A 13686-nucleotide genomic window follows, 5' to 3' on the forward strand; every position below is an offset into this window, starting at 1 on the left:
TTATTTCTATTAATCTTCTCTTATTTCTTTTGCTTTTCCTGAAAAAATAAGCCCAACAGCCAATGCTCCAATGATTCCTGCTCCTGCCAGGATCAAAGGTTTTTTAGAAACAGATAATAGTGTTTTCCCATCAATTCCCATATTTCCTGAGGAAGATTGGCGGACATTTCCACCTGTATTTTCTGCCTTATTGGCTTTCTTCATTATCATTCTCATTCCTGCAGAAGATACATAACGGATGATTCCCGGAAACATTTCATATAAATTTTTAAAAACAACAGCTGACCAGTCCGGATAAGAGGCTTCAGTTGGATTTTTAGCTGTTTTTACAATTGAAGCTGCCAGTTTACGAGGATCAAACGATGGAGGAGGTGTGCTGAGCTTTATTCCTGAATAATTGGCAGCATGTTCTATTCCTGATGATTTCTGAAAACCGGGATAAAGCGCACAAATATGAATATCAGGAAAATCTGAAACTTCACCCTGCAGGGTTTCTACCATTCCGCGAACGCCAAATTTCGAGGCCGTATAGGCTGTTCCATAAGGTGCCGGCATCCATCCGCCAATAGAGATATTATTCAGTAAGACTCCTTTTTTCTGCTTTTTAAAAACAGGAAGCACTGCATGTGCCGAATGCATATACCCCAAAAGGTTGGTTTTCACAATCTGATCGCTGATATCTACCGGAATTTCTTCAAACTTTCCAAATGCAAGCACTCCGGCATTATTCACCCAATAATCAATTTTCCCGCTGAATTCCAAAGCTTCTCTGACAAGATTCTGAACATCTTCTGCAACGGAAGTATCGGTAGGAACAGCAATCACTGTAGCTCCCAGTTTTCTGCATAATTCTGCGGTTTCTATAAGTGCTTCCTCTCCTCTTGCTGCCAATACCAGATCAGCTCCCTGTTCGGCAAAAGCTTCTGCCGTAGCCTTACCAACTCCGCTTGAAGCACCGGTGATGACGACTGTTTCTCCAAAAAACGGAGGCCTTCTTTGATTTTTCATAATATGATAGATTTAAGTGTTTTGTTTTTTTATCATGACCCGTTTCCTGTATTTCTTTTCGGAAAGAGAATAAGCCTGATGGATGGGTTATTGGTGATGAATAGCCGGAACCAGTCCATGGCCAGCTGAATTTTATTTTTAAACCCTACCAGAGGAATGATGTGAATGAAAAGCCATGTGAGCCACGCTGTAAATCCATTAAAAGAATGCTTCGGAAGATCTACTACCGCGTTGTATTTTGATATGATGGCCATACTTCCTTTATCATTGTACCGGAATTGTTCCAGGACTTTTCCGTCTTCTATCCGTTTAAAATTGGAAGCGAGATTTTTAGCCTGCTGAATGGCAACCTGAGCCAGCTGAGGATGTCCTTTGGGATATTTTTCTTCTGTCAGCATCAGACATATGTCTCCCAATGCATAAATATTGGTAGTTCCGGTTACTTTATTATAGTCATCCACCAATATTCGTCTGCCTTTCCCGATAGTTTCTTCCGGCAGGCCGGGGATTTCTTTTCCAATGACTCCGGAAGTCCAGATCAGGGTTTCTGTTTCAATAGAATTTCCGTCGCTGAGAATGACTTTACAGTCTTTATAATCTTTTACAGATACATTCAAAAGGATTTTCACACCTAATTCTTTCAGCTTCTCATAGGCCGTTTTCTGGGCCAGCTGACTCATAGGCGAAAGTAAAGTAGGTAAAGCATCAATAAGATAAAGATTGGAAAGTCCCAGTTTGATTTCCGGATATTCTTTCTGGGCAATATATTTTCCCATTTCCGCAAGCATTCCTGCCAGTTCTACTCCTGTAGGTCCGCCTCCGGCAATCACGATATTCTGAAGTTTCTCGGCTTCTTTAATGTCTTTATTTCTAGCGGCTTCTTCCAGAGTCAGCAGAATATGATTCCTCAGATAGAGGGCTTCCTCTATATTTTTCATCGGAAGCGAACATCTCTTTACATTTTCCATTCCGAAAAAATTGGACTCTGTCCCTAATGCCAGTACCAGATAATCATAACTGAGGATTCCCGTATCAGTTTCTATGGTCTTATTTTCAGGATTTACCCTAACCAGGCTGCCCATGTGAAACTTCACATTTTTATTGTTTGAAAACAGTTTTCTGAAAGGATAACTGATATTGGAAGCTTCTATAAACGAAGTAGCTACCTGATAGATAAGTGGCGGGAAAAAATGATAATTGTTTTTATCAACCAGAGTTATTCTGAACCTTTTATCATTTCTGAGAGATTTGATAAGGTTGATGCCCGCAAATCCTCCTCCTACGATTAGAATATGCTTTTTCATAGTATGTGATTATTTCAAATGGTGTACTGAAATTCATTCAATAACAAGACCAAAGGAGCTGCGAAATAAATATTTAACATAATATTCAAAATGCTGAAATAGTTATTGTTCCGGCAGCTGGTACGGATTTCAGTGTTTAATTACAATTTCCTTTTTAACATTTCTATGGAGGGCAGCATGATGTTTGTACTGTAAAAATCATCCAACACTTTAAATATTCAACATATGAAATCAGACATTTTAACAGAAAAGCACCGGCTGGGAATAGGGGGTGTAGCAATAGGAACAGCTTTTGAAAACATTACGGATGAACAGGCTCAGGAAATTCTACAGACAGCCTGGGAAACCGGAATCCGGTATTATGATACGTCTCCATGGTACGGATTAACCAAAAGTGAGCGGAGATTCGGAGATTTTCTTAAAAATCAGGACAGAGATGATTTTATTTTCTCAACCAAAGTAGGGAGACTTTTTCAACAGGTTCCGGAATCTGAAGTTCCTCCAACGATGTGGAAAAAACCACTTAACTACGACTTCTTCCATGATTATACGGCCGACGCCGTAGAAAAATCCATTGAAGACAGCCTGGAAAGAACCGGATTGAGTCATATTGATATTGTTTATATTCATGATCTGTCTGAAGATCAGGTAGGGGACCGTTATCCTTATTTTCTGAAACAGGCAATAAACGGAGCTTTTAAAATTCTTTCTGAACTTCGCAGTCAGGGAATTATAAAGGCATGGGGAATGGGTGTTAATAAAATAGAACCTATTTTAGACTGTATTGAATCTGCTGATCCTGATATCTGTCTGTCGGCCACGCAATATTCTATTCTGGAGCATGAAGATGCTGTGGACCGTCTTCTTCCTGCAGTGAAAAAAGCAGGGGTAAAACTGGTTTCGGGAGCAGGGTACAATTCAGGCTATATAGCAGGAAGAGAACGCTATAATTATAAAGATGTAATTCCGAAAGGAATGCATGAAAAGCGAGCCAGGATGACTTCCATTGCCGAAAAATACAATATAAGCCTTATTGATGCCGCACTGCATTTTGTACTGGCCGCTGATGAATTCGCTTCCATTATTCCCGGTGCTAGCCAGCCTGAGCAGGTGAAAGATAATATGAATGCCTTGCAAACCAATATTCCTGCCGAATTCTGGAAAGAATTAAAAAATGAGGGACTGATTTATGAAAAGGCGCAGGTTCCTGGGTAAATAAAGGTAACCATTATCGTTAATTAACTCAAAGGTCCGATTCTTTCCTGAATCGGGCTTTTCTTTATACTACCTTCGCTTTACGGATTATTTTTGCCAACAAGCCTGGAAAAAATCGTTTTAGGTAAACAGCCATCACTTCTTTACCGCCTATCGCTTTCTGTCTTTTCTGTTTCTCTATGGCATAAAGCATTTTTTTCGCGAAGATATCTACAGGCATGCCATTCTTCGTAGCATCATCCATTGTGCCCTGTAATGAACCATCTCCGGTGACTGCATTAATAGAAATATCGGTCTGTATAAAACCCGGGCAGATCATCGTAATCTTAATATTCTGGCTGAATAATTCTGCCCGCAACGCATCAAAAAAACCGTGTAAAGCATGTTTTGCACCTGCATATCCGCTTCTCATAGGGGCTCCAAAAATTCCCATAAGACTGGATACAACAGCAATCTGTCCTCCTTTATTTTCAATCATATAAGGTACAACTGCTTTAGTAAGTGCTACAGTTCCGATATAATCAGTATCGATTAGTTGTTTGTCCACTTCAATATCTGTTTCCATGGCTAACGACCGTTGTGACAATCCGGCATTATTAATCAGAATATCAATCTTTCCAAACTTCTCAGCTGCCTTCGCTGCAATGGCTGGCATTTCTTTATAATTTTTAAGATCTAAAGGAATGACCGCATACCGATCTGTACTTAGGCCGGCATTTTCAGCCACGGAATAAAGCTGTTCTTCTTTTCTGGAAGAAAGAATAATTTTTGCATTGCTGTTCCTGGAAAGCTCTTTCACTAAAGCTTCTCCAATGCCTGACGATGCACCTGTGATCCAAATGACTTTATGATCAAAATAACTGCTCATGTTCAATACTATTATTTAGTTTTAAAGTCCGCAATATATTTTCCCGCTTTCATTCCGGAGAAGATGCAGCCTCCTAAAAATGTTCCTTCCAGAGCTCTGTAGCCATGCATTCCGCCGCCGCCAAAGCCTGCAGCTTCTCCGGCAGCATAGAGTCCTTCAATAATACTGTCATCCTCTCTCAGCACCTGACCATTCAGATTGGTTTTTATTCCGCCTAACGTTTTACGGGTTAAAATATTAAGACGTACAGCAATCAAAGGTCCGTTTTCAGGATCTAAAATTTTGTGGGGAGCCGCTACACGCCCGAGTTTATCTCCTAAGTAATTCCGGGTGTTCCGGATATAATTTATCTGGGTATCTTTTGAAAATTTATTGTTGAGTTCGCGGTCTCTGGCTTCAATCTGTGATTTTATCTTTTCATATTTAAGGAGATTATTTCCTGCCAGTTCATTCATTCTTTTAACCAGATCTTCCAGGTTATCTGATACAATAAAGTCTTTTCCGTGCTCTTTAAAAGCCTCTACCGGTCCCGGAGCCTTTTTACCAAAAATCCTTTTCAGAAAAAGAACATAATCTTTATTGGTGATATCCGGATTCTGTTCCGAACCTGAAAGAGCAAATTCTTTTTTAATAATTTTCTGGGTAAGAATAAACCAGGAATAAGAAAATCCGGTTTCCTGGATATACTGTAAAGTTCCCAATGTATCAAAACCGGGAAGAAAAGGAGCGGGGAGACGTTTTCCTTTTGCATCAAACCATAATGATGAAGGCCCGGGCAATATGCGGATTCCGTGATCGGGCCAGATAGGATTCCAGTTTTGTAACCCTTCCGTATAGTGCCACATCCTGTCCGGATTGATGATATGAGCTCCGGCATGTTCTGCAATGCCTATCATTTTTCCATCCACATAAGCAGGAACACCACAGACCATATTTTCAGGTGCTTTTCCCAATCTTTCCGGCCAGTTTTTTCTTACCAGCTCATGATTGGCACCAATTCCTCCTGAAGCAATGATGATATTAGGAGCTGTATACTCAAATGCAGAGATGATATTCCTGTTCGTTGCAGCACCTCTTTCCTGGTTATCATTTTCCAGAATATCTCCTTTAAGGCCTTTAATTTTGCCGTCTTCCTCTATCAATTCAGTTACCCGGTGTCTGAATTTCATCTGAAGCAGTCCTTTTTCCTGAGCTTTGTAAGCTTTTTCTACAAAGGGTTTTACCACGCCTGTGCCTGTTCCCCAGCTCACATGAAAACGGGGTACGGAATTTCCATGGCCCGTTGCCGAACCATCGCCACGCTCTGCCCAGCCCACCATAAACATCAGCCTGATTCCCAGTTTGGAAATGTAATCATACTTTTCACCGGCAGCAAATTTCAGATAAGCTTCAGCCCACTGGCGGGGCCAGTAATCTTCCGGACGGTCAAAACCAGCGGTACCTTTCCAATCCTGCAGTGCCAGCTCATAAGAATCTTTGATTCCCATTCTTCTTTGCTGGGGAGAATTAATCAGAAATAATCCTCCAAAGGACCAGAATGCCTGTCCGCCGATATTCTGCTCTGTTTCCTGATCCAGAAGCAATACTTTTTTTCCGGCATTGGTAATTTCCATCGCCGCGGTAAGCCCTGCCAGTCCGGTTCCGATAATAATTGTATCAGGCTGGAATTTTTCTTCCATTGTTAAGCGTGTTTTGATTCAACAATACGTTAGATAAATGTATAAAATTATTCGGAATCGGGTTTAAAATTAAAAATTTAAATAACCCTGCTTTGAGTAATCAGCCCTGAACTCTGAACTTTTCAACTTATCTTTGTGAAAAATAGAAGAATGAAGTATTTGTTTATCATTACCTGCCTGGTTTGTTCCATATTCAGTCAGGCACAGCAAAAACAGGATCCATGGAAAGACAGCCAGCTGATGGATCCGGCGTTACTGGCTTCCAGAATTGAAAATCAAAAAACAAAAGATCTGGTCATCATTTCAGTAGGACCTGAAGCTATTGTGAAAGGTTCTGTAGACATCGGACCGACTCATGAACCTGAAAATCTGGAAAAACTGAGAAATTATCTTAAAGATATTCCTAAGAACAGAGAAATTGTGATCTATTGCGGCTGCTGTCCTTTTGTAAAATGTCCTAATATCCGTCCTGCATTTGCATTGTTAATGGAAATGGGCTTCAAAAATGCAAAGCTTTTAAATCTTCCGAAAAACATCAAAACAGATTGGCTGGATAAAAATTATCCTACAAATGATTAATATGAAAAACTCTTTAACAATATTATTTTTCATACTGTTTTCAGGATATATTTCTGCCCAGAACACCATAGAAGTAGGGAAGAAAGCTCCTGAAATAACAATGACAAAGGCAGATGGAACTTCATTTTCTCTTTCAGCATTAAAAGGGAAACTGGTTCTGATCGACTTCTGGGCAACCTGGTGCGCACCCTGCGTAGAAGAACAACCTCAACTGAAAACAATGTATGATAGCTATTCCGGGCAGGTTAAAAAAAATCAGTTTGAAATAGTGGGCGTTTCTTTAGACAAGAATAAGGAAAGCTGGCAGAAAGCAATCGACAGGTTTCAAATCAACTGGATACAGATCAGCGATTTAAAATTCTGGAAAAGCCCTGTAGCAAAGCTGTATGAAGTAGATGAGCTTCCCTTTAATGTTATTATTGACGGACAGGGAACGATTATAGCTAAAAACCTTCATGGCCAGGAACTGGAACACTTTATTAAGAAAAATTTGATACAGAATTAAAACAAGTTATTTTTCCGGTTATAATATAAAAGAGTGGTAAGTTGTTGTACCACTCTTTTTAGTTGAAAAAGATAGAAGCATTTGTGTCTTAGAATCGTTTTATAACCATGTAAAATATCTTATGAAGACAGATTACTGATTATGAGGGAATTCATTATTATGTCTTATCTGAATGTAAATATACTAAATTGTATTTATTAAATCACTTTATATTGAAATATTAAAAAGATTTAATATTGCATACAATAGATCTCAACAATAAAAATTACAATCTGTGCTGAAACTAAAACTTTTATACCTTTTTCAAAGTTGTTGATATACAAAATGATAAGTGTATGTTTTCGCATACTAATTTTGTTTCTATGAAAAAGAGTTTTTACCTTCGTTTGGCACTTTCAGTGATATTACTGATGCATAGTGTGATTTCTATTTTCAGTGGGGATGTGAATGATTTTGGACATGCGTATCTGGACAGATTGGGTTTCAGCCCTGCAGGAATTTATATAGCATGGGCCATAAAACTGACTCATCTTTTATCAGTGCCTTTACTCTGGATTGACCAATGTATCAAGCCTGTAGCGGTCTGTAATATTCTCATTTTCATTTTCGGGATTTATTATGTTCACTGGCAAAATGGTTGGTTTGTAGTAGGAGGCGGAACCAATGGGATCGAATTCAATGTACTGCTGATCTTCTGCTTTTTCAATCTTATGTACCCTGAAGTTTCTTTACATTTTATGAATAAAAATAAGAGTTAACCTATTCCAGAATCTTTGCCACGTAAGATGATTCAGAAGAAACAGTTTGTAGATTTTTGGCTTCATTTGATAGACTTATATGTTTATATTTGGGTTAACAAATCGTACTTTGTACTTTTAAATCATCATCAGCTTGAAATCAGACAGTCAATCTAAATGGCGGATTCATTTGCTTTTTTGGATCTTGTATTATACGCTGGAAGTTTACCTTGACTTTTACTGGTCCAGGTATCAGTTTCCTGATTTCAAATGGCAAATAAGGCTTCAGAATGCCCTTATGCTGGAACTCTGTTATTTTTTGGTTAAAATTCCGTTAGCCTATGTGTTGCTGTATGTATATGAAAAGGTTAATCTTACATTTGTTTTTAAATATATTCTCTATATTTTCATTGTAACAGCAGCTGTTTTTGGCCACCGGTTCGTAACACATTTTATCATATATCCTGATATTTACGGTGTTATTGAAACATTGGACGGCAAGCAGGTTTCCGGATTTATCAATGGTTATGTGGCTTTCAATTCTTTTATGGATCTTATTTTTATGACAGGTCTTATTTTCGGGGTTGAAATTACCCGGCAGAAAAATATACTCAAAGAACAGATCTCTCAGTTAAAGTCTGAAAAACTGGATCAGGAACTTACCATGCTGAAAGCACAGATCAATCCCCATTTTCTTTTCAATACCCTCAATAATATCTACGGAATGGCTCTTAAAAAAGCAGACGAAACTCCCGATGTTATCCTCCAGCTTTCCAAAGTAATGCGGTATAATATTTATGAAGCTGCAGAAAAAAACATTTCTATAGCCAAGGATATTGAAAATATTAAAGATTTTATACAGATTCAGAAGATCCGACACCGTCAGCTGACTGTGAATTTTGCTGAAGATATTGATAATTCTTCACAGGAAATTTCACCCCTGATATTGATACAGTTTGTAGAAAATGCCTTTAAACATGGCGTTTCCGAAAGCCTGGGAGAAGCATTTATTACCGTTGATATTCATTTAAAGAACGGAAATCTTACTTACCTTGTAGAAAATTCCAGACAGGAAAAATCTCATGAAAATTCCACAAAAATAGGCCTGAAAAATATCCGGAGACAGCTTGAACTTCTTTATCCAAAACATACGCTTTCCGTGGAAGATAAGAGCAACCGCTATACTGTAACTTTAACCATTGATTTTCATGACACCATCAGCCTCTAAAAAATACAATTGCATTATCGTAGAAGACGAACCTATTGCAGCAGAAATTCTTGAAAATTTTATATTACGGGATCAGGAATTGAATCTGGTAGGAAAATGTGCAGATGCAGTATATGCCAGCAGTCTTTTAAGTATTCATGATGTAGATTTAATGTTTCTTGATCTTCATCTTCCGGTAGTAAAAGGCTTTGATTTTCTAAGGAAAGTAAAAAATCCTCCTTTTGTAATTGTTACAACAGCGTATCATCAATATGCAGTAGAAGGCTATGAGCTTGATATCACGGATTATCTGATGAAACCCATTCCCTATGACCGCTTTCTGACTGCTATTGATAAATTCAAGCATTTAATGGAAGCAGAAGATGCATTACTCGAAGTTTCTGAACGTGATTTTATATTTCTGAACAGTGGTAAAAAGAAGGTTAAAATTATTCTCCAGGATATTATTTACATCGAAAGTTTAAGAGAATACATTAATATTCATACAAAAACGGAGACTCTCACTTTTAAAATGCCCATCAGTAAAATAGAAGAAGCTTTAAACCCCAAAATGTTTACCCGTATCCATAAGTCCTATATTATTTCCCGGTCAAAAATAGAAGTAAAATCTGCCAATATTATTCAGATCAATGGAAAAAAGCTTCCGGTGGGGAGAACTTATAAACCATTGATAGAGCTTTAGTATGAGTATTTTAATTTAATATCCTTATTATTTTATTTTTTCGTCCATTATTAAACCTGTATTTGCAATACAGACTTTTCTCAAAAAGAAGTTGGTAGATAAAAATTGCCCATTTATAGCTATTTTTTTCCGGTTCATATTCATTTGTACATCTTTGAAACTGTAAATAATAAATATTTGAATTATGAAAATAATCGGAATTTCAAAACTAATGAGCAGATTCTTTTTAATGTTGGCTTTAGGAAGTATTTTCTTCAGCTGTAAAAACAGTGATGATGATGATGATCCGGCTCCCGGCTCACATGGCATTGAAGTAGCAACAGGAGTATTCAAGGGTACCATGAAAATCCAGGGGCAAGATTATTACAATGCAATAGTTAATGTTTCAAAGACAGGTGATTCCTATGTTAAAGTACAGCCTAAATCAGGTGAAGCGTATTCAGCAGCAACCTCTAAAACCTTCAATGTTACCAATTCTGCCGGAGTAAGTGTTTCGGGCAATGACAGCCAGGGTAGTTTTAACTACATGATTTCATCAAAATCACTTCAGATCAGCACTCAGAAAGCATCCGAAAATGAGGTAGCTTTTTATTTTGAAGGCGAAAAGCAATAATACAATAAAATGTGGTTGGTTTATTATTCGAATGTTGAATAATGTTTTGGCTTATGACTCATGTCTTAAGCCAATTTTTTTTTGATTAAAGTTTAGCCCTACAACACTTACTTCAATGAGTAATGCAATAATCAATCTCATAAATTATGTAACCCTGCAAAAAAAGAAGTCTGAATTATTGTATAAAAATAATTTCTGTTTCACTAAGCTTTATTAGGTTTACTCACATATTTATTTCCTTTCACAAAAAAGCGCCAGGGTAAAAGCGCATCCTCCTGCGCATAGGCAACACCTATCCGGGGACCTGCAATAATGTCATGCGGAGGATAAGAAATACCGTGATCTTCAATCCAGATTTCATGACCGGTGAGCTCTTTTTTGTTAAAGGACCGGTCAATACCTAACGCTTTGGCAGCTGATCCGGGACCTGCAGAAATAGCAGGTTTAGAGGCAGGCATATTTCTTCTATGCTCCATAATTTCTTTTCCTACCAGAGGTTCAACAGCTCTGATGAGTACTGCATGAGGCTCATCTTCCACGGATGTTACTACATTAAAAAGATGGTGAATTCCATAGCATAGATAAACATAAGAAACTCCGCCATGGCTGTAGAGCGTTTCAGTACGGTCTGTCCGTCTGCCGCCATAGGCATGGGAAGCTTTATCTATCACGCCAAAATAAGCTTCTGTTTCTATAATGATTCCTGCTGTTTTTTCACCATTGAACTCTGTAAAAAGTACTTTTCCCAAAAGATCCCGGGCCAGAAAAAGAACATCCTGATTGGAATAGTAGGAGAGTGGTAGTTTCATGAATGATGTTGGAAATTATTCATTCAAATGTAATGATAATCCTGTAAAAACAGAAGAATACGAAGCTGAAATTAAAAAGGTACCACAAAAAGTCAGATTTCATAAAACAGTGAGTAATTTGGCACATCCATTGTTGTTTTCCAGGTACATCATTTCACACCACTATAAAAAATTATAGGTTTTGACACTTATTTTCCCTGGAGTAATCCGGGGAATTTTTATTGGCATCAAATGTATTGAAAATAAAAAAGTCCCACATCCATGTGAGACTTTCATTATTTTATCTTGCTCCCGGAGGGCAGTGTTCTTTCAGGTATTTTGTAAACATGGTAGCAAGATGCAGTGATGTTCCTTCTCCTTCATCAATAGAATGGGTACGGTTAGGATAAGACATCAGCTGAAACTGTTTGTTATATTTTACCAGTTCATTAATATATACTTCCGTATTCTGGTAGTGTACATTATCATCTCCCGTTCCGTGAACCAGCAGAAGATTTCCTTTTAAGTTTTTAGCATAGGCCAGCGGAGAACCGTTGACAAAATCTTCTCTGTTTTCCTGTGGGAGACCCATATAGCGTTCCTGGTAGATATTATCATAGAATAATTGATTGGCAACGGGTGCAATTGCAATTCCTGTCTGGTAAATATCAGGATATTGTCCTAAAAGGTTCAGGGTAGAAGAACCTCCGCCGCTCCAGCCCCATACGGCAACTCTTGAAGTATCGATATAAGGCCATTTTGCGAATAAAGCTTTAGCTCCCATTGCCTGATCACGGATATTGAGCTGTCCTATTTTCCGGTAAATAGATTTTCTCCATTCCCGTCCTTTTGGAGAAGGAGTTCCACGGTTTTCAAGGGAAACGTATAAATAGCCGTCTTCTGCCATATCACCTGTATATAAATAATTCCAGCCTGTGTAGAAGTTATCGGTAACGGTTTGTGATCCCGGTTCTCCATACACTGTAAAAACAACAGGATACTTTTTATTGGGATCAAAATTTTTAGGTTTTACTACCCAGCCGTCCATTGTAACACCATCCTGTGTTGTAATCTGGAAGAATTCTGCTTTAGATCTTGCCGGGTCGGCTTTTGCAGATCTTTTGGCAGCAACCAGTTCTTTATGATCGGGAAGCGATATCACAGATCCAATGGAAATGGCATTCACACTGTTATTGGTAAACATAGCGATTTTTCCATTGGGTGAAATCGTATATTGGTTAGAACCATTAAAGGCTTCAGGCGTTACTTTTTGAGCTTTTCCACCTTTCATACTTACTTTATACAGATATTTCTGAGTGGCGTTATCTGGAGAAGCCAAAAAGTAGATCAGTTTATTGGGAACATCAAAAAATTCAGGTTTGATAACATCGAAAGCATCTTTTGTGATCAATGTTTCTTTACCGCTCATATCTATTTTATAAATATGTCTCCATCCATCTTTTTCAGAGAGCCATAAAAATTCTTTTCCATTTTCAATCCAGTCCCAGCCGCTTGGATCATTATCATTCCATCGGGATTTTATGTCAATCCATGCTGCATCTGTTTCTGTATGAATGGTTTTGCTGCTTCCGGAATCCGCATCAGCAACAATAATTTTACTTTGATTCTGTTTTCTGTTCAGCTGCTGAAGAATGACCGATCTGGAATCCAGCACCCATTCCATTCTGGGAATATAGTTTTGTACTTCATCACCTGCTATATCAGCCTTTTTTGTTGATTGGGAAGCCAGATCATAAAACCAGATGCTGCATCCTGAAGGATTTTCTCCAACTTTCGGATATTCTACAGGAACGGTAAACGAATACAGACTGTCCGTATTATTGATCATCAGGAAATTCTTAGTACTTCGGGCATCCATCTTCCAGTAGGCAATTTTCCTGCCGTCCGGAGACCATCTGAAACCATCCTGCGTTCCGAATTCTTCTTCATATGCCCAGTCAAAAGTACCATTGATCATTCTGTCGGTACCATCATTCGTAATTTTACTGATCTGATTATTTGCAAGATCCTCAATATAGATATTATGCTTAGAAACATAAGCTACTTTTTTTCCGTCAGGTGAATATTTTGCAAACATTAACGATGAAGCCGGCAAACCTTTTCCAAGCTGGAGCAGTTTTTTTGTGTTTTTGTCGAAAATCCAGTAATCTCCACGGGTATTATCCCTCCATACTTTTTTGGTATCGGCAAATAGCAACAGGCTTTTTCCATCAGGAGATACGTGAAAACTCTGTACCTGCAGAGCATTGGAACTTCCGGCAGGAATCAGTTCACTACTGTTTAAGAGCGTCTGATCTTTTCCGGGATGCAATAGATCAACAATTTCAACCCCTTTTTTAGTAAATGAATAATAAGCATTGCCATCGGGAGTCCATTGTGTCTTCTGTGCCGCCAATGGTGACAAACACAGGAAATACAATGCAATAGCTGTTAGTTTTTTTATGTTCTTCATAAATATA

At 38.2% G+C, this 13686-nt stretch carries 13 protein-coding genes; 7 read left to right on the forward strand and 6 right to left on the reverse strand.

Translation table 11 applies throughout. The features are described from left to right. Positions 1-9: 9 nt before the first annotated feature. Positions 10-1008: an SDR family oxidoreductase gene (locus tag LIV57_RS07530; protein WP_227942127.1), complete on the reverse strand. Its 999-nt coding sequence runs from the start codon at positions 1006-1008 to the stop codon at positions 10-12. Between the two features lie 32 nt (positions 1009-1040). Next, positions 1041-2312 carry an NAD(P)/FAD-dependent oxidoreductase gene (locus LIV57_RS07535; RefSeq protein ID WP_227942128.1) on the reverse strand — a complete coding sequence of 424 codons (1272 nt, stop codon included), beginning with the start codon at positions 2310-2312 and terminating at the stop codon, positions 1041-1043. Positions 2313-2537: 225 nt separating this feature from the next. On the opposite strand from LIV57_RS07535, the gene LIV57_RS07540 reads away from it, so the two are divergent. Next, positions 2538-3527: an aldo/keto reductase gene (locus tag LIV57_RS07540; protein ID WP_227942129.1), complete on the forward strand. Its 990-nt coding sequence runs from the start codon at positions 2538-2540 to the stop codon at positions 3525-3527. Between the two features lie 64 nt (positions 3528-3591). Here the strand turns inward: LIV57_RS07540 and LIV57_RS07545 are convergent, their stop codons facing one another. Further along, positions 3592-4395, reverse strand: coding sequence for an SDR family oxidoreductase (locus LIV57_RS07545; protein WP_227942130.1), 804 nt, complete (start codon positions 4393-4395; stop codon positions 3592-3594). 11 nt (positions 4396-4406) lie between these two features. Beyond that, positions 4407-6074 carry an FAD-binding dehydrogenase gene (locus LIV57_RS07550; protein WP_227942131.1) on the reverse strand — a complete coding sequence of 556 codons (1668 nt, stop codon included), beginning with the start codon at positions 6072-6074 and terminating at the stop codon, positions 4407-4409. A 150-nt stretch (positions 6075-6224) separates the two neighbouring features. Between LIV57_RS07550 and LIV57_RS07555 the strand changes: the two genes are divergently transcribed. The 6 genes from LIV57_RS07555 (at position 6225) to LIV57_RS07580 (ending at position 10418) form a co-directional block, all read left to right on the forward strand. Continuing rightward, positions 6225-6653 (forward strand): rhodanese-like domain-containing protein, encoded by a 429-nt coding sequence (locus LIV57_RS07555; protein WP_227942132.1) that lies wholly within the window; start codon positions 6225-6227, stop codon positions 6651-6653. A 1-nt stretch (position 6654) separates the two neighbouring features. Next, positions 6655-7158, forward strand: coding sequence for a TlpA family protein disulfide reductase (locus LIV57_RS07560; protein ID WP_227942133.1), 504 nt, complete (start codon positions 6655-6657; stop codon positions 7156-7158). A gap of 362 nt (positions 7159-7520) precedes the next feature. Further along, complete coding sequence (locus LIV57_RS07565; RefSeq protein WP_227942134.1) at positions 7521-7916, forward strand: DoxX family protein; 396 nt, start codon at positions 7521-7523, stop codon at positions 7914-7916. 169 nt (positions 7917-8085) lie between these two features. Continuing rightward, positions 8086-9123: a sensor histidine kinase gene (locus LIV57_RS07570; RefSeq protein ID WP_227942135.1), complete on the forward strand. Its 1038-nt coding sequence runs from the start codon at positions 8086-8088 to the stop codon at positions 9121-9123. Then, entirely contained in the window at positions 9104-9805 is a 702-nt protein-coding gene (locus tag LIV57_RS07575; protein WP_227942136.1) for a LytR/AlgR family response regulator transcription factor, read from the forward strand. The genes LIV57_RS07570 and LIV57_RS07575 overlap by 20 nt, the downstream gene beginning before the upstream one ends. Positions 9806-9989: 184 nt before the next feature. Further along, entirely contained in the window at positions 9990-10418 is a 429-nt protein-coding gene (locus LIV57_RS07580) for a hypothetical protein (protein WP_227942137.1), read from the forward strand. Between the two features lie 203 nt (positions 10419-10621). Here the strand turns inward: LIV57_RS07580 and LIV57_RS07585 are convergent, their stop codons facing one another. Then, complete coding sequence (locus LIV57_RS07585) at positions 10622-11227, reverse strand: DNA-3-methyladenine glycosylase (RefSeq protein WP_227942138.1); 606 nt, start codon at positions 11225-11227, stop codon at positions 10622-10624. 280 nt (positions 11228-11507) lie between these two features. Next, the gene (locus tag LIV57_RS07590; RefSeq protein WP_227942139.1) at positions 11508-13679 is read right to left on the reverse strand and encodes a S9 family peptidase; all 2172 of its coding nucleotides are present in this window, start codon (positions 13677-13679) and stop codon (positions 11508-11510) included. Between the last annotated feature and the right edge of the window lie 7 nt (positions 13680-13686).

The organism is Chryseobacterium sp. X308, assembly GCF_020733145.1.
GTDB classification, from domain to species: domain Bacteria; phylum Bacteroidota; class Bacteroidia; order Flavobacteriales; family Weeksellaceae; genus Chryseobacterium; species Chryseobacterium cupriresistens.